Annotated in this window: 16 protein-coding genes; 3 read left to right on the forward strand and 13 right to left on the reverse strand. The window is 68.4% G+C overall.

Features of this window, described 5'->3' with window-relative positions; all coding sequences use genetic code 11:
• The 9 genes from ON30_RS31345 to ON30_RS36695 all read right to left on the reverse strand — a co-directional run.
• A partial coding sequence (locus ON30_RS31345; protein ID WP_040713494.1) for a hypothetical protein occupies positions 1-1,727 on the reverse strand: 1,727 nt, incomplete at its 3' end.
• Between the two features lie 16 nt (positions 1,728-1,743).
• Positions 1,744-2,499: a DUF8175 domain-containg protein gene (locus tag ON30_RS31350; protein ID WP_157183987.1), complete on the reverse strand. Its 756-nt coding sequence runs from the start codon at positions 2,497-2,499 to the stop codon at positions 1,744-1,746.
• 21 nt (positions 2,500-2,520) lie between these two features.
• Complete coding sequence (locus tag ON30_RS31355; RefSeq protein WP_051030244.1) at positions 2,521-2,916, reverse strand: hypothetical protein; 396 nt, start codon at positions 2,914-2,916, stop codon at positions 2,521-2,523.
• A 32-nt stretch (positions 2,917-2,948) separates the two neighbouring features.
• Positions 2,949-4,307 (reverse strand): MinD/ParA family ATP-binding protein, encoded by a 1,359-nt coding sequence (locus ON30_RS31360; protein ID WP_051030245.1) that lies wholly within the window; start codon positions 4,305-4,307, stop codon positions 2,949-2,951.
• Entirely contained in the window at positions 4,291-4,932 is a 642-nt protein-coding gene (locus ON30_RS31365) for a hypothetical protein (protein ID WP_157183988.1), read from the reverse strand. The genes ON30_RS31360 and ON30_RS31365 overlap by 17 nt, the downstream gene beginning before the upstream one ends.
• Positions 4,929-6,548: a M23 family metallopeptidase gene (locus ON30_RS31370; protein WP_245554310.1), complete on the reverse strand. Its 1,620-nt coding sequence runs from the start codon at positions 6,546-6,548 to the stop codon at positions 4,929-4,931. Before ON30_RS31370 ends, ON30_RS31365 begins: the two co-directional genes overlap by 4 nt.
• 5 nt (positions 6,549-6,553) lie before the next feature.
• Entirely contained in the window at positions 6,554-8,548 is a 1,995-nt protein-coding gene (locus ON30_RS40465; protein WP_040713507.1) for a cutinase family protein, read from the reverse strand.
• A 50-nt stretch (positions 8,549-8,598) separates the two neighbouring features.
• Entirely contained in the window at positions 8,599-9,348 is a 750-nt protein-coding gene (locus ON30_RS36690) for a DUF8176 domain-containing protein (RefSeq protein WP_051030248.1), read from the reverse strand.
• Between the two features lie 21 nt (positions 9,349-9,369).
• The gene (locus tag ON30_RS36695; RefSeq protein ID WP_157183989.1) at positions 9,370-10,644 is read right to left on the reverse strand and encodes a hypothetical protein; all 1,275 of its coding nucleotides are present in this window, start codon (positions 10,642-10,644) and stop codon (positions 9,370-9,372) included.
• A gap of 450 nt (positions 10,645-11,094) precedes the next feature.
• Here ON30_RS36695 and ON30_RS31390 point away from each other — a divergent pair, with 450 nt between their 5' ends.
• The gene (locus ON30_RS31390) at positions 11,095-11,634 is read left to right on the forward strand and encodes a hypothetical protein (protein WP_040713457.1); all 540 of its coding nucleotides are present in this window, start codon (positions 11,095-11,097) and stop codon (positions 11,632-11,634) included.
• Positions 11,635-12,361: 727 nt separating this feature from the next.
• Entirely contained in the window at positions 12,362-12,880 is a 519-nt protein-coding gene (locus ON30_RS39805; RefSeq protein ID WP_157183990.1) for a hypothetical protein, read from the forward strand.
• A 317-nt stretch (positions 12,881-13,197) separates the two neighbouring features.
• On the opposite strand, the gene ON30_RS31395 is transcribed toward ON30_RS39805, so the two are convergent.
• From ON30_RS31395 to ON30_RS31405, 3 genes are all read right to left on the reverse strand, one after another.
• Positions 13,198-15,264 carry a hypothetical protein gene (locus ON30_RS31395; RefSeq protein ID WP_169334971.1) on the reverse strand — a complete coding sequence of 689 codons (2,067 nt, stop codon included), beginning with the start codon at positions 15,262-15,264 and terminating at the stop codon, positions 13,198-13,200.
• Between the two features lie 455 nt (positions 15,265-15,719).
• Positions 15,720-16,739 (reverse strand): hypothetical protein, encoded by a 1,020-nt coding sequence (locus tag ON30_RS36700; RefSeq protein ID WP_157183991.1) that lies wholly within the window; start codon positions 16,737-16,739, stop codon positions 15,720-15,722.
• An 802-nt stretch (positions 16,740-17,541) separates the two neighbouring features.
• Entirely contained in the window at positions 17,542-17,931 is a 390-nt protein-coding gene (locus ON30_RS31405; RefSeq protein ID WP_174387623.1) for a DUF6083 domain-containing protein, read from the reverse strand.
• A 571-nt stretch (positions 17,932-18,502) separates the two neighbouring features.
• On the opposite strand from ON30_RS31405, the gene ON30_RS31410 reads away from it, so the two are divergent.
• On the forward strand, positions 18,503-21,229 hold the full coding sequence (locus ON30_RS31410; protein WP_040713460.1) for an NACHT domain-containing protein: 2,727 nt from the start codon (positions 18,503-18,505) through the stop codon (positions 21,227-21,229).
• Between the two features lie 116 nt (positions 21,230-21,345).
• Here ON30_RS31410 and ON30_RS31415 read toward each other — a convergent pair whose 3' ends face one another.
• Positions 21,346-22,449: a GAF domain-containing protein gene (locus ON30_RS31415; RefSeq protein ID WP_040713461.1), complete on the reverse strand. Its 1,104-nt coding sequence runs from the start codon at positions 22,447-22,449 to the stop codon at positions 21,346-21,348.
• Between the last annotated feature and the right edge of the window lie 109 nt (positions 22,450-22,558).

Here is a 22,558-nt window from a genome sequence, read left to right on the forward strand (position 1 = left end):
GCTCCGAAGCCGGAGGCGTCGGCGCGGGTGGGCAGCAGTGGCGCGTATTTGACCAGTGACCAGGGAGCCAGGCCGACGACGATGAACCCGGCGACCAGCATGCAGAGTTTGCCGAGGTTGCCGGTGTCGCCCTGGGCGGTCACGGCACCGGTCAGTTCGGCGTTGATCAGGCTGGTCTCGACCGCGAGGAGAAGGAACAGCAGCGGTTTGGAGAAGACGATGCCGATGAACACCAATACCGGCCGCAACGCCTTGGGCCGCCATTTCGGGTGCACCCACATCCCGAATCCGATGCCGGCGGCCACGGCGAGCACCGGCAGCGCGTTGGCGTGCATCAGCAGCCCGAAGAACACCCCGAGCGCGCCGGCGATCAGCAACAGGAACAGGATCAATCCCACGATGACGCCGCCGGGCAGCATGGGCGCGGTCAGCTCCCCGGTGAATCGCTCCAGGTTGTTGACCATCTCGCCCATGTCCGGGCCCGAGGCGCGTACGACGGCTTGCGACATCTCGTTGGACAGTTCGACCAACAGTTGGGCCAGCATCGGGGCGAACAGCATCATCACCACCCCGGCCGGGGCGTAGCCGAGCAGATCACCGCCGAGGGTCTTGATCGTTTCGCCCTTGGCCGCGGCGCGCCACAGCGCCAGGATGGTCATCAGGGCCATGACCACCACCCCGATGCCGGTGGACAGCGCATACCAGCGCAGGAACCAGTCGGCGGCGGGGTCGAACCCGCCGACGTCGGCCAGACCGCGCAGCACTTGCGAGGACAGTTGCACGGCACCGTCTTTGGAGGCGTCGGCCCAGTCGTCGATCACCGATTGGGGGTCGGCGACGAAGCGGACATAGTCCGGTAGCGCGTGGCCGTAGATCCACGTGAAGGCGTCGACGACGAACTTGCCCTCCCGGAACAGGCGGGTGGATTCGATGTAGTCGCTGAGCCGATCGGAGACCGAGGTGTTGGCGGTGATCCAGGCCGCGGTGCCGGTGTAGAGCTGCCCGACCGCGCGGTTCCAGGCGATGCAGCGCGCCAGGTCGTCGGCGGTGGGTTCGGCCTGGTCGCAGTCGAGGAAGAACGCGTGGCTGCAATAGATCCCGTCGATTTCGCCGCCGCACGGGTCTTTCCACGCCTGCGCGGGGACGCGGTCGAATCCGGACGCCTTGCCGATCTCGTTCATCGATTGTTTGTCCGGGGCTTGTGCCCAGCTCAGACCCCAGGTGTTCCACTCCGGGTTCGACCAGCGTTCGAGGTCCTCGGCGCAGTACCCGGTGGGCAGGTGGTAGGCCGCGTCCCCGGCGGGGAACACTTTCGGGAGGCGTTCGGCGCTGGGTTCGCCGCCCTGGGCGGGGGGACTTCCCGCGTCCAACGCGCCGACCCCGCCGCTGCCGACTCCGGCGAGCATCTGTTGGCGGGCCTGCTCACTCGAACTCCAGAACAGCAGCCGGTTCTCCGCGCTCAGGGTGGCGTTGAGGTAGGCCCCCAGGTCCCCGCCCCGGTCACGGCACGGCCCGTCGAACCATGGACCGGACCGGAATTCCTCGGTGCCGCCGACGAACCGGCGCAGATCGGCCGGAAACCCCTCCGGCAGTTCCTCGGTGGAGGAGGTCGGCGTTCCCGGTGTGGTGGGCGCGCCGAGGGCGGGAGCGGCGGCGGCCAGGCCCACGCTCGTGGCGGCGATCAGCAGCGCGGCCAGGGCTGCGACCGTGCGCGTGGTCCAGGTCATCGGGTTCATGTGCGGCTCAGTTGAGGTAGTAGGTGTAGTAGCCCTCCAGCAGCGGCCTGGTCAGCGCGCTGCCGGAGGCGGGGGCCACGACTTCGTCGGGGGTGGGTCCGACGTGCCCGGACTTCTCCACGGCCTTCCAGTCCTCGTCCTGCCAGAGCAGCGACACGGTGTTGGTGGTCCACAGGGTCATCACCGAGACCGGATCGGTCGGGGTGATCGAGGCTCGGGAGACGCCCATCGCCCACACGGTCACCTCGGCGCTGGTGTCGGTGAACGCGGTGACGGTGACCGCGGCCGGCAGGACGTTGAGGACCGCGTCCCCGGCGGCGCGGTCGCGGCCCACCTCGATCGCGCGCGCCAGTTGCGGGCCGGGGTTCTCGGCGATCATGGTCGCCACCACCGCGTCCATCCGCACGCGTCCGTGCCCGGCCTGGGCCAGGGCCTGCACGATGTTGACCGCCGCGGTCGCCGCCCCGGCCCGGTCCCGGGTGTATCCGGCGGGCACCTCGTCCACGACCCGGGTCGGTCCGTGCGCGGTGCGCACGCTCTCGTCCACATCGCGCCCGCCGTCGGACGTCGCTGTCGCCACGGCGGCGATCAGCATCACCAGCCCCGCGGCCGCGGCCACCCATTTCCACGGGATCCGCTCGGTCACCGGCCCGCTCGGGCCGTCCGGCGGGCCGCCGGTCGATGTCGGTGTGGGTGTCGGTGTTCTGGGGTGGGAGTCGTTGGTGTTCTCGGGGGTGATCTCGGCGAATCCTCTGCGGGACATGATGTTTTCTCCGTTTCCTTCTCAGCCGCCGACGACGAACAGGATCGCGCCGACGACGGGGCTGGCCAGTCCCGCCAGACCCAGCGACACCAGGGCGTCCTGGAGGTCTTCCATGCCCTCGGTCATGTCCCCGGCGTAACCCCTGTTCTTGGAGCGGCGGACCTTGTAGGCGCCCACGATCACCCGCACGGTGGACCCGATCAGGACCGCGGCCCAGATCGCGGCGACGACCCGTTTCCAGGCGGTGTCCAGCGCCGCCCCGAACAACCCGAAGTTCGGGGCGACCCCGTCCAGGGGGTTCTGGATCGCGGCGGCCGCCATCCCCGCACCGATACTCGTGCACACCGCGACCGCCACGGCCGCGGTGAGCAACCGCGCGGCGGAGCGGCCGCTCGGGCGTGGATGCGCGGTTCTCATAAGCGTCGGCCTCCGTGGTGATGTCGTGGTCCTCATCCGGCCACCTCTCCCGCGCGATGCACGCCGCGCAGTCCCGCACGCCCCTCGGCGCGGCCAGTGCCGGGTTCGGGCGCCGCCCAGGGGCGCGGGCGCGGGTCGAGCTCCTGCGCGACGGGCCGTGATGCGGGAGCCGGGCCGGTGTTCAGCAGGGGGTGGGCGTCGGTGAGGGTTTCGGCCAGGCCGTCGGCGACCACGGCCGCGACCCGGGTCCAGGCGCGCACCGTGGCCGGGTGGAGGCGGGAGGCGACGATGCGTTCACCGCCGGCGAGGTCGGGGTCGAACGGGACGGTGGTGAGGCGGGTGATCTCGGCGCGTGCCAGGGCTTCGTGCACGGCGTGGCGGGCGGCGGGGTTGACCGCGCTGCCTTGGGCCAGGACCACCACCGCGGAGGCGACGAGGTGTTCGTGGCCGCGCGCGGCGATCCCGTCCAGCGCGCGCAGCACCATGTGCGCGGCGTCGCGGCGATAGGTCAACGGGATCACCAGGGCGGTGGCGTTGTCCAGCGCCCAGGTGAACGCTTCGCCGCGTTCGTTGTTGCCGGTGTCGAGCAGGACCATGGTGCGATGGCGACGCAGGACGGCCAGGATCGCGGCGCATTCGGTGGCGCCGAGCATCTGCCGCCGCCTGCTGGACTGGTCGCCGGCCAGGATCTCGTCCCCGGTGGGCTGGGCGAGCAGGAACTGTCCCATCGCCGAGGCCGCGACGGTGTCCGAACACAGCCCGGCGGCGTGTTCGACCACGTCCCAGGTGGTGGGCATCCGACGGTCGGCGCGCGCCGCCCGGGCAGCCAGCGTTCCCCGGGTTTCGGCGGTGTCCCAGGCCACGACACCGTGTCGGTGTCGGCCGAAGATGTTGGACAGCATCAGGGTCGCCGGGGTGGTGCCGCCGCCGCCTTTGGGGTTGCACACCATGATCACCGGCGTGCCCGGCAGGGGTTGGCGGATCCGTTCGACCGCCAACCGGTGCGAGACCTCCTCACGGTCGGGTTTCAACCGCGCGCCCAGCGCGTTGGCCTTGCCGCGCCACCCCCACCCGGCCGGGTCCGCCTCCACCCCCGCGGCCACACCGAGCACATCACGCGAGCGCGCCTCGCCCAACGCCTCCGCCTCCGCCCGCGACAACGGCTCGGGAACGGTCGGGGCCGCCGACACCGCAGATACCGCAGACGGCGCGGGCCGGGCGGTGGGCGGGGCGGGGGCCGGGCGCAGCCGCATCGAGGCCGGATCGGCGGCGGTGCGGGGGCGTAGCCGCTGTTCGCGCAGGTTCACCGGGTTCTCGGCGTGATAGTCCTCGTCCGGGCGATCCCACAAGGTCGGGTCGGTGTCGCGGTCGTGGTCATCGTGGTTGGACATCGCTCACTTCCCATGCATTTCCGTTGCGCTCCAGGACGATTCCGACGGTGAACACGGTGGTGTCGAGGAGTTCTCCGGTCGGGGTGAACCAGGTCTGGGTGACCCGGTAGACGCGGATCGCCTGCAAAGGGGTCTGGGGCGGGACCGCCTCGGTGGAGGGATCGACCCGTACCGCGGCGCTCGCGTGGCGCGCGGCCCGCTGCAACCACCGCGCCCCGGGGCTCAGCGACCCGGTCGAGGTGAGCGCCGCCCGCAACCGTGCGGTGAGCAGCGGCGCGGACCGCGCGGCCGCGTCGTTGGGCCCGGCGTCGGTGTTGGTGTTGGAGTCGAACCAGATCCGCAGCGCCGCGCGCGCGGTCGCGTCCGGATCACCACGATCCAGACCCGCGAGGTCGACCGGCAGCACGGTCGCGGGGACCGCGCGCCTTCCCTGCGGTCCCGCCGCCTCCGGAGACCATCGCTGCGCCGACGCCGGCGCCGGATCCACCCCGCTGTTCGGGCCGGTCGGGTCGGCGCATCCCGACACCGCCGCGCCGCAGCACAGGACCACCGACGCCGCCCACACGCGTGCGGTGCTCGGTCGGGTCGCGCGGCCGAACCGTGGAAAGTTACTGTGGCTGTTCATGATCCGCCACCGGGGGTCGCGCTGGCGAAGTGTGTTGCGCGTTCGGGGATGTCGCGGACGTAGGCCAGGGTTTCGCGGTTCTGGCACACCCCGCCGGTGCCCAGGGTCGCGCCGGGCCCGCAGTTGTACATCGACAGCCACAGTTGTGTGAGGTCTCCGTGCAGGCGACCCTCGGCCAGTGCGTCGGTGGCGATCGCGGCGAGTTCGCAGTCGTAGGCGGCTTGCGACATCACCGCGTCCGGGATGCTGTGGGGGTCGCGGCGGCCGTCGCCGTCGCCGTCGACGGCCTTGGCCTCCCAGGTCGAGGGCAGGAACTGCGCGGGCCCGGTCGCTCCGGATCGCGCGTTGTGGGCATCGACCCGGAATCCGGACTCGTTCTCGAGTTGCGCGGCGATCAACGGCGCCCCGACCTGCGGGCAGGTCCCGGCCGCTTTCGCGATCCACGGCGCGAACGCCTCGGGCACCGTGCCGGCCGCGATCGGTGTCGCGGCCGCGACCGGGCCGGCCGGGTCGCATCCCGACCGCGCGGGCATGCTGGTTTCGGTGGGGGCGGTGTAGGTCTGATCGGGGGCCGGTGCTCCGCCGCCGGTGACGGTGAGGTGGACGTGGTCGACGTGGTCGGTGGTCGGGTCGCCGGTGGCCGCCATGGTCGTCGCGTCCCCCTCGACGGGGGTGTAGCGCAGCCGCCACAGGGTGTAGACCAGCCCGAAAGTCTTCGCGTGGGCGTGGGCGTAGGCCACGACCTCATCACCCAGGGCCCGGCCCTCGGGGGTGTCGTAGCCGGGGATCATCGCGTCGACGGCGCGCCCGTCGGGATGATCGGGGAACGGGTCGCTGGGCCGCCAGGTCTCGAAGCGGGTGATCTGCGGGAACCGTGCCTCCAGGGCGCGCAGCAGATGCACGGTTCGGCGTTGCAGGTGCGCTTCGCTGTTGCGCGCCGGCCCCAGCGCGGGACCGGTGTCGCTCGCGTGGGCGACCAACGCCGGCGCACCCGGGCCGGCGCTGGTGTCGGGTCGGGGTCCGGCGTGCTCGGTCAACCACGGGATCGGATCGATGGCGGCGCCGCCGGACAGGCGCCCGCCCGGCACGATCTCGAAATGCAGGTGCGGGCCGCTGGATTGCCCGGCGTCGCCGACCTCGGCGATGGGCGTGCCCGCGGTGACCGACTGGCCGATGCGCACCTTGATCCCGCCCTCGCGCATGTGCCCGTACACCGCCGACACGGCCACCGTCCCCGAACCCGTTGCGTCGGAGCGGGTGTCGACGACGATCCAGTTGCCGAATCCATCGGCGGGCCCGGCCGCCACGACGGTGCCGCTCGTGGCCGAGACGATCTCGGCGCCCAGCGGGGCGGCGAAGTCGGCGCCGTGGTGGAACTCGCCGTCACGGGGGCCGAACGGCGAGGAGATCGCCGCCGCGATCGGCCACACCACCGACGCCCCCTGTCCCGCCGGGGTGTTGGGGATGTTCGGTAGACAGCCCTGTTCGGGTTCCTCGCGGTCCCCCGCCAGGGCCGCGACGATGGCGCCGAGGAGCAGTACGGGGATCGCGGCCGCCAACCACGTCCACCCACCACCGGCGCCGGCGTCGTCGTTGTCGTGTTCGGGGTCGGTCATCGCGTTCACGCCCCGACCTGGCGGATGCGGTTGGCGAACCAGTCGCCCAGCCATTGCAGCGCGGTGCGCCCGGCGTCGTCGACGACGTAGGTGTCATAGGACTGATGCGCGCCCGAGGTGTAGAAGGTGGCCGCGTCGACGCCTTCGGCGACCAACTCCGCCAACGCATCCGCACCCCGGCCGGTACCGGCTTCGGTCAGTGCGGCGGTGATCCCCGCCAGGTCGTGGGCGCCGGTGGTGTCGATCGCGGTGTCGAGCAGATCTGCGGAGGTCTCGGTCCCGGTGCCGGTGAGGGTGTCCAACGCCAGGGACGCGAACCCCAGCAGGGTGTGTCCCAACTCGGCGAACCGCGCGCCGACCGCGAGCAGATCCGCCCCGCCGGTGAGCGCTTCCAGGATCGCCCACAGGTTCTCCTGTAGCGCGCCGGCCTGGCGGGCCAGCCCGATGACATCGAGATCGTCGAGCACGCCCAGGACCAGGGCCGCGGTCTGGGCCACGCCGTGCGGGTCCGGGATCATCCGCAACAGCCCGGCCACCATCGACAGATCGATCCCGGCCGCCATGCGCACCAGCGGCTGACACAACCGGTTCAGATCAGCGAAAACCAGGTGCACCGCACGGACTTTCCCGCCCAGATCGGTCGAGGGGTCGGTGACCGCGGCCCCGATCCGACGCACCGCGTCCACAATCGCCGGAGTGTTGACCGCGAACTCGACCGTGCCCGAGGCCACGGTGGTGACCTGGGTGATCAGAGAGCTCGGTTTCAGCAGCGGCAACACCGTCCCGGCCTGAGCGAGCACCTCACCCCCGAGGCCGGTCAACTCCCCCGTCGCCGACGCCAGCGCGTCCAGAGCACCGGCAAGTTCACCGTCCCGGCCGGGGCCGGGTGGCCCGCCGGCGAGGTGGCCGGTGACCGTGGCCAGCGACCTGCGCACCGCCTCGAGGTCCATGCCCCGCACAGTGTCCAGGACCCTGCCCGCCGACCGATCACCGACCTCGGCATCGGCGGCGGTGAGTCGTTCTCGCACAGACGGATTCGAGTGCGCCCACTCACCGAGGGCTCCCAGGCGGGTCAGCACGTCGGTGACCGAGTCGGCGGTCTCGGCGAGCGCGCCGGGATCCGCGCCCGTGGACGGCCCGGTGGTCAGGGCCTGGATCTGGGACGGCAGCCCGGTCAGTGCGGCGCGGTCGAAACCCGCGTCGAGGGACGCGGTGAGTTCGGCCGCTCCCGCGCCCGAGTCCGGGGCCGCGCTCGGACCACCGCCACCGCTGCCTCCGGGGACCGGGGTCGGGGTCGGGGTGCCGGGTTGGGAGAGGATCTTGCCGAGGCCGGCCAGGATCGGGTTCTCGGAAGCGTCGGTGGCGCAATATCGGTCGCCGGTCTGACACAACTGGGCGGTGACCGCGCTCAGCGCGCAGAACCCCTCACCGCGAGGCCCGCGGATCCCGGAACCCTCTACGGGAGGGCCGACCAGTTTCCCGCCGCGGGTGCCCTGTTTCGGATCGGCCACCAACCCCACCGCCAACACACGCTGCGCCGGGATCGGATCGGAACGGCAACCAATGGTCGAGGCGAGATCACCTGCCACGTCCGCGCCCTGGGAATACCCCGACAACACGAACTTCGTCGCCCTGCACCGCCCCGCCATCTCGGCGACCGCGCTCCTCGCCGCGGCCACACCTTGGGCCTGGCTGTCGCCGTAGAGCATGCCGTCCATCGCCCGCGCCGCGTAGGCCGGAAACACCACCTCGACGCGATCACCGAACTGGCGTTGCAGCGAGGACGCCACCGGCGCCAACAACCCACGCGGGCGGGAAGGATCCGCGTCCTGATCGGTCTCCCACGTACCGGGCACGAAGATCGCGGCCACCGACGGACAACCCGCACCACCAGCACCGCCGCCGGCCGGCTCGGGTTGGGTGGGGGCGGCGGCCCCAGCGCCCGCGCCGTAGAGCGCCGACACCAGTGCCGCGACGACGACGAGGAGGAGGCGTGTCACGGTGTCGACTGCCGAATCGCGGCGCGCGGACGATGTTTCGCTCGTGGTGGTCATCGGGCGGTGATCCCGGTGATGAGCACGCGGCCGCCGATACCGGTGGTGGTGATGGTCTGGCGGTGCAGTTGGGCGGGTTGGTCGGGGCGTTGTTCGCTCAGGTCCACCAACCAGCGGTCCGGGCCGGCGGGGGTGATCCGCACGCAATGGGTCGTACCGGCCGGAACCGAGTCGATCCCGGCCTGGATCGCGGCCGCCGAGGGCAGCGCCGCGTCCACGACGGCGCTCTCGCGCGCCTTGACGCCACTGCGATCGAGGTAATAGGCGGCCTCGAACGCCAAGATCGCCCCCGGCCCGGAATCAGTGTCGCCTCGCCCGGCCCCGACTACCGTCTCGCCCTCGACCCGCGCCACACAGCCCTCTCCCGCCGCGCCCGGTGAATCGAGCCGTGCCGCTACGGAACTGGGAGCCACGGTGGTCGCGGACGTCGACCTCGCCGCGCCGTCTTCCCGTGCCGGGGAATCACCGTCGCCGGAGTCGCCGACCGAAATCAACACCGCGGTCGCGATCGTGCCCGCGGCGACGAGCAGCAGACGCACGCGACGCCGCCGGCGACCGGTCCCCGTGCCGGGGGCCAGGTTCATCCGCTCGAGGTCGAGGTCCAGCTCGTCGGCCCAGTCGTGACGCGCCGCGACCGCGTCGACTTGGTCGACCGGTGTCACGGCCGAGAGCGGAGCCGCCGCCGGAGTCGGGGCGGGGTCATCGAATTCCAGCTCGTCCCAGAAGGTGTCGGAGCTCGTTGCCATCACGCTCGCCGTCCCGTCGCGTCAGACCGAGCCGGACCCGCCGGGCGGCGGGGGCGGGTTCAACAGACGGGTCGCGGCATCGACCACCGCATTCACCGCGCCGGTCGCTGCGTCGAGGACCGCGTCGACCGCGCCAGCGGCGCCGTCGACAACGTGGGCGAGGACATCGGGGCCCGGCTCGGGCATCGGCGCCGGGATCGGCTCGGGCGCCGCGATCGGCTCGGGCGCGGGGGCCGCCGCGGAATCGCACTCCTCGCCGACCGTGATATCCGGTGGCGGCGTGGATTCCGGATCGGGATCCGGGGGCGGCGGCGCTCCGAGTTCGGACAGCGGCGGCGGAGGCGGGACCGGGGTGGTGTCGGTGGAGGCCCCGATCGCGGCCGCGAAACCGGAACCGGCCACCGCGCCCACGATCGCCCCACCGACCAGCGCCGGGACACCGAGCACGAGCGCACCGACCGGGATACCGATCGACGCGCCCACGAAAGCCCCGGGCACCGCCCCGATACCACCGGCCAACGAACCCACACCGGCGCCGATCACCGCGCCCACACCCGCCCCACCGACCGCGCCGACGACACCGCCCGGAACACCCGCGACCTCGGCGCCGAGGTAGGCCCCACCCGCACCACCGGCCACCGTCGACAACGCACGCCGGTCGGACTCCTCCCGCGGCACCCCGAGCGCGTCGTAACGGATCGCGATCTCGGTCTCGATCCACCGCAACCACGCCTCGATGTCCTCCTCGAGATAGACATCGACGAAATCGGGAACCACGAACTCCGCATCACCGGCACGGATCGTGCGCGGCCCCGGCAACACCGGCACCAAGTCAGGCGTCGGTTCCTCGATCCGGACCTCCCCCTCCTCGAGGGTGTCGAGATCGGAGTCCTCCGGCTCGGGAACCACCGCCGGCGCTGGCGCGCGGAGTCGCTGTTGCTGGTGGGGTTGCGGTGTGGGCCGGTCGGGCACCGACTGCGCCGGCGGATCCGGCACGAACACCGCCAACCCCTGCTCCGGAACCGGCGGCGCGGGTGGCGGGGCGGGTTGTTCGGGCGTCGTGACTCCGGCCTGGCCGCCCGGGGTGACCCCGGCCTGACCGGGATCGGCCAGACCGGTGCCGGACACGGCCACGGCCATCGCCACCGGCAGCGCGCCGACCAGGACCGCGCGGCGCAGCCGACGGTGCAGCGAATCGTTCATCAAGGAAGCCCCTCGTGTCACTCGGATGCCGAACACGAATCGAGCCGAAACCAGGGGCAAAAAATCGGTGCCGCAACACCGTTCACGCGCCACACCGCACGGAAGAACCGCACGGGGATCGACTGATTCGATAGCTGCGGCAACCGGCGATCGACACCTGAGACGTGCAGCAGCGCTACATCCGGATCCGCCACCAGCGAGACACCGGGAAACCCCTAAAAAGAACGGGGGCGCAACCGAAGCTTAGGACCCGCCGCGCACCCGACGCAAGACCACCCCGCCCCCGCGCACCCCCACCCCGGACACAACCATCACGGACACACCACGCAGACATCCACATAATCCGCTGTCGCGCAACCGATTCAACGGATCGTGACCGCCCGCACCGACCCGCGGAATCCCGACCGCGCCGCGAGCGGCGACCACCGACCGGCGGCCGTGACCGGACGAGGACCGCCATCACGTGGATCGGAGGCGAGGGCGTCGAGCGGGTACTGTGCCCCTCATCGCGACCGCGTCGAACGTCGCGACTCACGTCAGGGGATGGATGTGTCAGACAACAGCGGTACCGCACGCCAAGAAGCCGAAGCCCGGTGGGGCGGACCGAACTTCGAGGCCACCCAGATCGACAACATCGGCGCCGCGGTGCTCGCGTCATGGTGCACACGCGCCGGTCTGGTGATCACCGACACCAGCACCCACAACACCCGCTTCAACGCCATCGTCGCCGACCCCGCACCCGAATGGACACTACCGATCGCGATAAAGGTCCCCACCCGAAACAGCATCGAAGTGGTACGCGACCAACTCGACTTCACCGGAGTCTTCGTCTACGTATTCCTGGGACGCCACGACGGCGGACAACAGACCCGCGAACACACCACGATCCTCGCACTCGACCCCCACACCGCCTGGCGGCTGCCCCGCGCCGACCCCGCCCCCCACCGCGACGACGCCCCCGCACGGATGTGGCCACTCACCCCGGCACTGGCCGAACTCCTCGCCCCCGACCTCGCCACCTCCCCCGACCAGCTGCGCGCCGTGCTGGCACGCCACGGCTGGCGCAAACCTTCTTCGGATTAGCGCCGCGCACAGAGGTTCGGCGTGTCTAGCCTGCGTTTGTGACGAGATCGTCGCCAAGACGATTACTCCCAGCGGCGAGCTAACGGCCATCACTCACCACGATAAACTGCATCCAGGGGACATCCACCCGATACCGATCAGAGATAAGCAAGACTGCCCCTACGGCCTCACTGCGGGTCATGACTTCGAGCAAGAACTGCGGGAACTTCTTGAGAATCACATGCGATGGGATAGATCAGCGACCAGCAAGACCCGGGGAAACCAGGCGATGCGGGAAGATGCTTCCCGTCCGGTCTACAACAGCGCGCACTTGACGCTACAATCACACGATGGGCGCTATTTCAACGTCACACTCATGGCGGGGCTACGCACGCTATCGCCATTCCACAATCATCGGGTGGGCACACCGTGCACGCTCCAACGCATTGCTGGCGTTCCTGATCGCAGCAGCGACGTTACTACTTTCCACGGTCGTCCTATGCATAGTGCTAATTAGGTCAGTTCACTCTCCCGCTCTCGTCCTGATATCCTTCGGATCATCTACGGTATCACTCGCAATAATGATCAACGCTTTCGTTAGCCTGCGCGTTATTAGAGATCTTCTAGCGGAGCGGAATAACCTCGAGGAGGCACGCGAGAAATTTTTCCGCGACATCCACGAGGGCGGTCAGCCGGTATCAATCGAAGCCTCCACCCCTCCAATTGGCGTCGAGGAAAGCGGGCTGCCGTGACCGAACCGGTCAGCTCAGCCGAACTTTTCCAACAGGCGATACGCCGCGCTCTTACTGAACAGCAATTACCAACAAATCTCCCTGCCTCCATCCCCGATCCGACAGCCGCTCCCATCCCGCCCTTCGCGGAAGACCAGGCAGCTCTCGACCGAAGAAGCGAACAAGTCGATAAGGCCAGCCGTGTTCAGAAGGCCATTGCTATTTGGGGCCTCGTGTTTACTATTGGCGCGTTCGCCATTGCGGCTTATGGTGATGTTATCAAGGACTACATCAGTGACGATAAGCCCGCTGCGGTGGTCGAGGTGATCAAGGACTGCCCGCGATTGCAAGATGAGGCTTACGAGAAGCAACGACAAAACCCCTCCATTGTCCGAACCTACGGTGGGGAGATTGAAGCACAATGCCACTTGAACGAGATCACCGAGCAAGCACGCAAGGCACCGAGAAGTGACCTACCAGACAGTAGTATGTCACCACAGGGTAGCGCTGGCGGAGAGCCCTCCAGCGGACGTTGAAGTATAGCTTCTTGGCAAAGCCCGCCCCTGAGCCTGTCTCCGAAGTTTTCGCATAGGTCATTCGGTGCACGACTCGGTCGCGACGGGCTCGACTGGCCATCGTATCCAAATGTTGACCGACAAGCAGTGAATTTCTTGATTTCGCGCCGAATCTCAACGGTCGGCGGTTCGGAACTTCGCCAACAATTGTCGCGCCTTCAACAAAGCCAGACGTCGGCGCGCAGGCGTTACCCACTGCGATAACTCGCCTGCGCTTATCGCGCCGAAGTGATCGTTGCGCTGATCGTTCAACTGCTCACGTCAATCGGCAACAGAACCTAGCCGAGTCCGCGGCGTCTGGGCGGGGCCGGTGGTGTGCCGATCGCCTGCTGTCGTGAGCGCGTGGTCCTGGCGACCTGTGGCACGGTGGGGCGCGGCGGGGCGGATGGGGCGGATGCTCTGCCGGTGGCTTCGGTGTGGAGACGGTCGACTTCACGCAGGCGTTGGCCCACCGCGGCGGGCACCGACGCCGGGGGCATGGTCTTGAGGGTCCCGTGCCGGTCCCGGTGCCGGACACCGGATTCCAGCGCGGTGATCATGTCGTGGTGGTCGGCGAAGGTGGCCGCGCCGTCGGCGAGCTTCCAGTGCGGGTGGCCCGGGTAGGCGACGTAGTTGCGGGCGACCCATCGACCGTTCTCGGTGCCGAGCACGACCCGGCGTCCCGGTTGCTCCGGGACGTCGAAACTGAGGCGGTAGTTGTCGACCGTGGCGGCCTCGACCGGGAGCAGGTCGCCGGCCGGCACCGGTTCGGCGATGAACTCCGCGCGCCGCGTGGGTAGTTCGTGGCGGGGATCGTGACCGATGCTGGTCATCAGCGACCGCAGGACCGTGCGTTCGCTGCCCAGCAGGCCCGGATGGGTCGCGATCCGCCCGTTCAGATGACGGCCCAGATCGAAGCGCAGCAGACGCAGAGTGTGCTGTCCGGGCCCGCGAGCACGGTCCCCGACCACCTGGGTCAACTGATACAGGCGCAGCAGATCATCGACATCGCGACCACGCACCTCGGGCCCCACAGCGGGTGGGCGTCTCATCAACTGCACCGCGCGCGTGCCCAGGGCCGCGGCGTCGGGCAGATCGAAGACGAACTCGTATCCGGCCAACGGCGAGCGTTGCGCGCGGGCGAGTTCCTCGAGTACGTCGATGCGGTCGGTCGCGGTCAGTGCGGGGTGCGACAACAGGGTGTGGACCCTGTCGCGGACCTCCCCGATCTTGGCGTGCAGATCCGCGAGGTCGCGCGCGCCGAGGCGACTCCCCCGCCGGTGTAGGTCCTCGTGCAGGTCGTAGTGCTGGATCAACGCGACCTGTACTTCGGCGCCGACGAATCCCGACGACGCCACCGCCGCGACCTCGGTGGCGATGTTGCGGTGGGTCCGATGCCCCAGATCGACACGCCGCAGCGCCTCACGCGTCGCGGGCAGTGCCGCGGCCAGGCCGGGATCGGTCAGCATGTACGCCAGTTCCGTCCCGAGCGCGCTGTGGGCCGAGGCGACGATCCGTCGACGCATCAACCCGGCACCTCCAGCCTCGTCGACGAACTCGAAACTCGGCGAAACGCGGGCGGCCTCCTCGTAACGCCCGACCAACACCGCCACCCTGGTCTCGTCCACCCCCGCCAACCCCGTGATCACGGTGCCGTCGAACTCGGTGACCTCGCTCAACGCCCGCGCCAAACGCGCACCGGTCAGAACCTGCGAAGTGAACGAGCTGACGGCGCCGTCGGCGTGCGATTCGGTCGTGCGCGCGCGCACCAACGCCTCGCCCGGGTAGGTTCCGCTGACCAGACGCAGGTACTCCCGCGCGTGGCTCGCACTGTCGAAACGCTGCTGGGCGACCGCCTTGAACCGGGTGCCGCGCATCGGCCGGTTGAGGATCCCCGCGTCCGCCTCGAGGATCTCGAACGTCGCCGTGAACCGACCATTCGGACGCGCCAACGGCACCAGATCGTGCATCGCGACGCGATTCAACGCCGCCTGACGGTCCAGGTCGTCGAGTCCGTCCACCGTCATCGCCAAATCCTCACGCAACAGTTGACGTTTCGCGGCCAGCTCGACATCGGCGGGGGCACGCAGGAACTCGGCGGTGACCTGCTCGTAGAGCCGCATCAACGACGGCACCACCACCGCGGCGTCCAGATCGCGGCGCCCCGACACCACATCGGGACTGATCACCGAGCGGGCGGTGTCGGCCAACGCGGCCGCGACCGCAGCGGGGGAACCGGTGAGGTCGTACACCATCGGAGACAGGTGCGCGATCTCGACAGTGTCGACGATCGACACCCGATAGTCGGATATCCCCTCCCGCGCGTCCGCGTGCCGCCGCGCCGGGTGGGTGAGCTGTGCACGCACCCACCCCCTCGCGGCCCGCACATCGCCGAACTCCCGCGACACCGCAGGATCGTTCACGCCGGACGGGGTCAGTACTACTCGGTAACGATCAGGAACTGCCGGAGAAACTGTCGGCACGGTCATCAGAGATCCGCTCTGTCCATGCCCGCCGACACACCGACCGCCCAAACTTTCCACCACGGAACCGCGATAGGAAGGCGGCTCAACGCGCTCCAGCTACGTCAGCGCCATCGCCGATGTGTACGCGAGCAGATGTTCGATAAAGGCGAACCACCACGCAGACCGACTTCGACTGTCTCCAAAGCGGTGGCGCTGCATCCGGACCCGCCTCCAGCGAGATACCGGGAAACCCTCCCAAACGGACGAGAGCGCTCGACAATCGTAGGCCCTCGCTCACCGACCGCGCAATCGGCAACGTCGGCCGCAGCACCGCTGCGTACCCACCGGCGCTCGAGTCATCGCCCCGGCACCGGAATCCCGACGGCCCGGAGTACGGGCACCAATGCAGGATGGCTCCTCACTCGCTCGTCGAGGTCAACCTGAACAAGGCGTTGAAAGAGCTGATCTTCAGACACACGCCAGATCGGCCGACCGTCGGGGTCGCCGAGCCCCAGACTCTCTTCCAACGAGCCCGGAATCCACAGAAGCGTGGCCTGTCCACCGTCGGACGTAATCCGGTCCACGAGCCCTTGGACCTCAAGACCGGACCTTCGCCCCGACTCGTCCTCTTCGAGGATCGCAACGAAAGGCATGTCTTGTCCGGCAATTTGGAGTACTGCGTCGATCATCCGTGCCATATTCGCCGGACCTCCGGCGGGCATCAGCCGCACTGGCAGGGTGGCATCTGTGCGCTCGCGCAGGAACCTGAGGATTCGTTCGTCACGGAGCCCTTCGACGAAGACCGTCTTCGGGCGTTCCCCAACCATCGTCCTGAGGCGTCGGGCGGTCAGCAGATTTTTGAGTGGAACATAGGGGGTGCCGGATTCCGCTGCCGCGCGGAGCTTCAAGCGAATCGCCTGCGCGATCTCGACCGTACCTTCGACCACTAGCTCTATGTCGGTGTCGTTGAAGAGCACGATGTCGAGCTCTTTGCCCGCGACCAACGCGCCGATTGCGTCGTTGCTGTAGCCACTCATACTGAAGAACAGACCGAGCGTGCCGGCCAACTTGCCTTCGACCTTGCCCTTGAACTGGTACAGACTCGACGCCGGATGGGCTTCCGAGGTCCACTTGGCCTCGAACAAGTACGTTCGACCGTCCAGCACGATCGAACCGTCGACCTCCTCGCCCTGCGGCCGATAGCCCGATCGCGGATCGAGTCCGGCTTCATCGAACATCTCGACTAGCGCAGCTTCGAGCTCACGACCCCGATCCGCCTTCTCGCTCGCCGGCGCGTCCGACCGAAGCGCACCGGCGGGCCCGAACCACGCCTTCCAACCACCTGCGGCAGCAACCGCGTCGCTGGCCTTACTCATCGCCCACCTCGCCCGGTCGGAGCATCCATCCCGGACGATCTGGTCAGTTCTCGTTCGCGCACCGCGCAATTCTCATTGCGGCCCAACCGGAATGCTCCACCGGGTCCGTTGTCTCCCGAATCACCCTGACGATGCCGGACACTCCGCTGAGCTTCTCGACGCGGCTGGACAGCTTCCCAGGCGGGCCCGCACCGCTTGCCGCAGCACGCTTCGGCGTCGACGGCCGCGAATCCCGGCCTGCCGCCCGTCAGCTCTCCTGCCTCGATCTCTGTTGGTGACGACTTCGACTACCGTCACGACTCTGAGAGGGGGACGGTTCGCGGACGCTTGCTCTCCGGGCACCGAACCCGGCGGCTCGGACGACCGCGCTCAGCCGAGCTCATCGCGATCAGGACGGGCGCGCCGACGGCGACGCGCTGCGCGAGATGGTCATCGGTGGGGTCCCCCGCACATTCGGGCTTCCAGCAGCGCGAACCAGATCGGCGCGTTCACGTGATTGAGGTCCGGCACCCCGACACGAGCCGGGCGCAGATCCAAGGGAAGGGGGTGTCGCTCGACCATTGCCGGCAGCGGTCCCATATCGCCGGCGCGCGCCGCCGCGCTCTGGCTCGAGATGTCGGGATCACGCGGTATAACCCCCCGCGCGGAGAGACTGTTCTATCGGATCCTCTGGGCCGGAGAGGGAATCGGCGAATAAGCATTCACCGTATCCCATTGAATTCCGGCGAACCATGATCGCATGCGCGTCCTAGGTGCACCACCTCGGCCGGGACGGGCCGAGACATCTCCGATGGGGAAGCCGTCACTGATTCTGTCTTGCCATCCAGTCCCTGCGATTGCTACGCCACAGCGCAAGTAAGAGCGGGCCGTCTTCGGGAGCACGCTTCGCAGGGCAGATGTCGAAGTGCGTGATTCTGCACTCGTCCGTCGGGTTGGCACCGCCCAGGTTGACCGCGGTGCCGTCACCGGCGACGCGCCAGCGTTTGCCCGGTGGGATCTTCGACGTGGGATACGCGCCGGGTTCGAGAAGCAGCCACCGACCGTTCAGCGTTCGATGCCAGAAGCATTCGGTCTCACAGTGCCGGCACGTGGTCGGCGTTCCCGCACGACTGTCCGCAGCGGGCGCGACGCGCAGTTGGTCGACTGTCAGTTCGAGGTCCATCTTCTCGGGTTCGCGGTCGGGGAAGTTCACCGCTTCGTCCCAACACGTGTCACAGGCAACCGTGCGGAGGGGCACAGGCCGCTCCTGGGCTCCCTCGCTCGCTCCACAAACCATGCACGCCAAGATGCTCACGCCACGATGATTGCACGATTGCGTTGTCGGCCAACAACTTTCTGGGCGTGTCGACGCTTCGCGTCGGCGTCTCGCAGGAGACCGGCAGCGCAACGGTCTTCGCTGACCTGCCTCGTACTCGGTGAGCGCCGACGCGCGACAAGGGGCCGGACATCCGCATCGAGGTGACATTGCTGCGGCTCGCTGAAGCCCTCACCATCCTGGCAAGCTCTTCGACTCGCCCCCGCACCAACTCCAGTACGCAACTTCGCGCTGCCCAACGACCCGTCTGCTGTCGTCTCCTCCATCGTGACGTCTTCGAGTCGTCGACGGTCAGCACCAACCGCCCTGCCAGCCATGAAGGTCGCACTGCTCACGCGCAGTTCACAGCATCGATTCCGAGCCGTCGGGCTCAACTCACCGGAGCAACGGAAGAAACCTTCGTGGTCGGCCCGCGCCGCTAGCATCCGATCACGTAGCTTTGGACGCCATGACCTACGACCTGTCCCGGCTCGGCAGCAACCGATTCGAACACATGGTGCAGGCGCTGGCGTTGGCCCAACTCGGTTCCGGAGTCCAGATCTTCGGGGCCGGGCCCGACGGTGGGCGTGAAGCGACCTTCCGCGGCGAGATCGCCATGGAGGGCAGAGGCACGTGGAACGGCTACGGAGTCATTCAGGCGAAATACAAAGAGCGGCTCGGTGAAACGGCAGCAGACCAGAAATGGTTCTTCGAACAGATCACCGCCGAGCTCAACGATTGGATCGACCCGAAGAAGAAGCGTCACCACAACAAGCCCGACTATCTCATCCTCGTCACCAATGTCGCGCTGACCGGCGTCTCCGAGACGGGAGGACTGGACCGTCTCGACCGAATGTTCACGCAGTACCGCGAAATGGGCGAAAAGCAGTCGGACGGAACGCTCCGGAAGACCGGTATGCCCGACTTCCGGGACTACCACGTGTGGCACGCCGAGTACCTGGACCGCCTACTGGAATCCCATGCCGAGATACGGCGGTGTTACGCGGATCTGGTTTTGCCCGGAGACATATTGTCGCGACTGCTCGGTCAGGTCGAAGAGGACGACGCGCGGATCGCCCACGCATGGATCGGCCACGTCGCGGGTGCCATGAGAACCGATACCACCGTAGAACTCGGCGAGTCCGGCGACAGTAACAACTCGAAGTTGTCGCTCGCAGAAGTCGCTGTGGACCTGCCTGCCTCGTCGGTGGCGGGTTCCCGAAAGACCTCGCCGGTACTGAAGGCACTCGTCGAACGAGGCGATCAGGTCCTCTCCCTCGCGCATAGACCCGCCGCGAAAGATCGAATGGTGGTCCTGGGCGGGCCCGGCTCCGGCAAATCGACGATCTCTCGGCTGCTGTGCCAACTCTATCGGGTTCCGCTGCTGGAGAACTCAGCCTCCGGCCGGATCACCGCGCAAACAGCCGAACGCGCGAACCGGATACGCACCAGTTTCGAGGCCGCCGGTCTGCCGGATCCGACCCTGCACCGGCTTCCCGTCCGGGTGGTGTTGAGCACGTTCGCCGACCTGGTGAGCAAAGACACCGACCTGACCCTGCTCCAGCACATCGTGGGCCTGATCAACCATCGCGCGTCGGATCCGATCACCGTGGTACAGGCCAAGCGTCTGCTGAATGCCTGGCCTGCGCTCGTGGTCCTCGACGGCATGGACGAAGTGGCTTCCGCCGTCATCCGTGATGAAGTGTCAGCGCGGATCGCGGACTTCCTGACCGAGATGGCGGCTCTGGGGGCCGATGTCTTCACCGTGTGCACTTCCCGGCCGATCGGCTTCGACCATGATCCGGATATCGCCTACGAAGAACTGCATCTCGCTTCGCTGACACCCGCAGACGCGATGCGCTATGCCGAACGTCTGTTGGCGTGTCGATTCGCGGACAACCTCGACCGGCAGGAACAGGTAGTCGAACGGTTGACCACGGCCTCGCGCAGCGAGGACACCGCTCGCTTGATGACCTCACCGCTGCAAGTGACGATTCTGAGTCTCCTGCTCGAACAACGGCGCCAGGCGCCAGCCAGTCGATACGCCCTGTTCAAGAACTACTACGACATCATCTACGCACGTGAGTGCGACAAACCGGATGGCATCGGCGACGTCCTCGAGATGTACCGATCTCAATTCGATCAGCTTCACGAACAGTGTGGACTGACGATCCACGCGCGCGCCGAGCGTGGCGGTGCCGCCGAGTCGATCCTGCCGGTCGATGAACTGGAGAACATCGCACGCGGGATCCTCGAAGCCGAGGGACACCACGAATCACAGCAGGAAACCCTGATCGAGAAGATCCTGCACCTCGCCAGGCAACGACTCGTCCTGTTGGTCGCTCGAGGTAATGGCCTCGCCTTCGAGGTCCGCAGTCTCACCGAGTTCTTCGCAGCGCGCTGTCTCATGGCCAATGAGGACGCCCCCGACAAGCTCGAACTCATGGTCCCCTCCGCCCACTGGCGCCATACCTGGCTGCTGGCGGCGGGCTACATCTTCTCCGAAAGGCACGGGCTGCGAGACACCGTGTTGAACCGCCTGAACACCGTGGACAACCGGGACACGGTGAACCGGCTCGTGATGCCCGGCGCAGTCCTGGCCATCGATGCCCTCCAGGATGGATTCGCCGCCAACGCTCCGAGATTCGAGCAGGACCTCGTGCAGGCCGCCATGAGGCTGGTGAAAGGCCCCATCGGCAGCCACATCACGTGGCTCGCCGACGCGCTCGCTCCATTCATGGATCGCTCCGACAATATCGCGCGATCCGTGTGGCGCGAAGTCGAAGCCCTCCTGGCCGACCAGAGCCCGGGCGCGACCCGAGCCTTTCTCACCGGTCTGGGATCGACCGAATTCGACGCGATAGCGGCCCGCGCGACCAACAGACTCGCCGAGTACAGCGAACACAACAACACTTCGTCCACCGATGAGGCCCCCACCGACCACTCAGCCATCGCAGCCCTCCGCGGTCAACTCCTCGAGATGGGATTCAACGACATCCCACCGGCAGCCGATCTGGATTTCTTCGACGCCGCCGCGCGCCAAAGCATCAACGACGGCCCGGCCGACCGCGCCGTCGTCAAAGCACGCGAACTCATCATCGAGGGTGTACGAAACAACTACCGCCACAGAGCGAGAATCCGCGCTCGCCTCGCCGAGGCGATCGCCCACGACTACATCGGTCATCACCTCATCTGACCAAGCTCGGCACCAGAGCAGGCTCGCTGGAGCACCTCGGGATCGGTCCGTCAGTCGCGATCGAGTGCCTGGATCAGTGCTCACCCGGCCGTACACCGCGGATCTGACCGTGCGGATCAATCCGTCCGCTGAGCTTCGGTCGACGTGCGGCCGCGTGTCTCCCTTGCGAGCCGGAGGTCGAGCATCGCTTGTGGTGTGGTGTCTCGTGTGAGCACGGTCCAGTCGGCGTGGACGGTGGTCCAGGGGTCGTCGGCGTCGAATCGTATCCGCACGGTGGTGGTGGCGTGGTCGGCGCGCGCGGCCAGACGGGCGCGGGTCTTCGCGAGTTCGGGCTGGTCTTCCGGGTGGACGGTGGGCAATTCCCGCTGCCAGCGGTCCAGCGGTGCGGAGCCGGGGTGGATCCATTCGTGGACGAGGCCGGTCGGCAGATCGACGATGCCGATGGCGTGGTTGGCTCGGATCGGAATGGCACGCAACAAGGGCACGGTGATCGAGGGTTGTGCGGGTGGGTGGGTGGCGGTGATGTCGGTGACGACGGCGCGGACGTCGGTGCTGTCGCGGTCGCGGACGGCGGCGATGAACAGGCTGCGTCGTGGGCCGCCGGCCAGGGCGCGGGTGACCGCGATCGCCGACCATCGTCGGGTGAGGACGTCGGTGGCGGGGTCGAGTAGTCGTAGCAGTCCTTCTCGGTCGTCGAGGTGTTCGAGGTGGCCCAGCAGGTCGGGCAAGGTTCGCCCGCGACCGGTGTCGGTGTCGGTGTCGAGGAGGAGGTCGATTCCTGGTGTGGTGGTGGCGATACCGGTGCCGGGAGTCGACCAGTGCAGGGCGCCGACGGTGGGGCGGGCCGGTGGTGGGCGCGAGCGCGGTCCGGCCCAGAGTTGGACCGCGTCCACGGTGTCGGCGGGTCCGAGGACGGGGACGGTGATCACCCGCATCTGAGCTCCGGTGGGCAGGTAGACGGTGCCGACCTGTGGTTGTGCCTGGGTGCGGGTGGCGTCGAGGACCGCGGGGAGGCGGTCGGCGACCGCGGCGGAGCCGGCGACGCGGGTGCGTGTCAGTCGGGTGTGGCGGCGGGGGTGGGCGCCCTCGGCCACGACCCATCCCCGTTCCGGTCCCTCACCGAGCTGCAACAGCACCCACGGGTTGACCGAGGCGTGCGCGGCGGCGCGCTCGGCCCGATTCGGTCCCGGGACCGGATGATCGGTGTGTGCCTGGGTCATGATTCACCGCCTGTCTCGAACGAACCCCGCATCGCCTGCGGAGGTTGCGGGTTGTGGTGGCGTCGGTGTTCTGCCCACGGTCGACGTGGCCGGTGTCCGTGGATGGCCG

It is taken from the genome of Nocardia takedensis NBRC 100417 (assembly GCF_000308695.1).
GTDB lineage: Bacteria > Actinomycetota > Actinomycetes > Mycobacteriales > Mycobacteriaceae > Nocardia > Nocardia takedensis.

Coding starts and splice junctions, on each gene's coding strand:
- ON30_RS31350 (WP_157183987.1), bottom strand. CDS start 2,499: ATGTCCCGCAGAGGATTCGCCGAGATCACCCCCGAGAACACCAACGAC.
- ON30_RS31370 (WP_245554310.1), bottom strand. CDS start 6,548: ATGACCGACCCCGAACACGACAACGACGACGCCGGCGCCGGTGGTGGG.
- ON30_RS31355 (WP_051030244.1), bottom strand. CDS start 2,916: ATGAGAACCGCGCATCCACGCCCGAGCGGCCGCTCCGCCGCGCGGTTG.
- ON30_RS31360 (WP_051030245.1), bottom strand. CDS start 4,307: ATGTCCAACCACGATGACCACGACCGCGACACCGACCCGACCTTGTGG.
- ON30_RS31415 (WP_040713461.1), bottom strand. CDS start 22,449: ATGACCCAGGCACACACCGATCATCCGGTCCCGGGACCGAATCGGGCC.
- ON30_RS31365 (WP_157183988.1), bottom strand. CDS start 4,932: ATGAACAGCCACAGTAACTTTCCACGGTTCGGCCGCGCGACCCGACCG.
- ON30_RS31410 (WP_040713460.1), top strand. CDS start 18,503: ATGACCTACGACCTGTCCCGGCTCGGCAGCAACCGATTCGAACACATG.
- ON30_RS31390 (WP_040713457.1), top strand. CDS start 11,095: ATGGATGTGTCAGACAACAGCGGTACCGCACGCCAAGAAGCCGAAGCC.
- ON30_RS36690 (WP_051030248.1), bottom strand. CDS start 9,348: ATGGCAACGAGCTCCGACACCTTCTGGGACGAGCTGGAATTCGATGAC.
- ON30_RS36700 (WP_157183991.1), bottom strand. CDS start 16,739: ATGAGTAAGGCCAGCGACGCGGTTGCTGCCGCAGGTGGTTGGAAGGCG.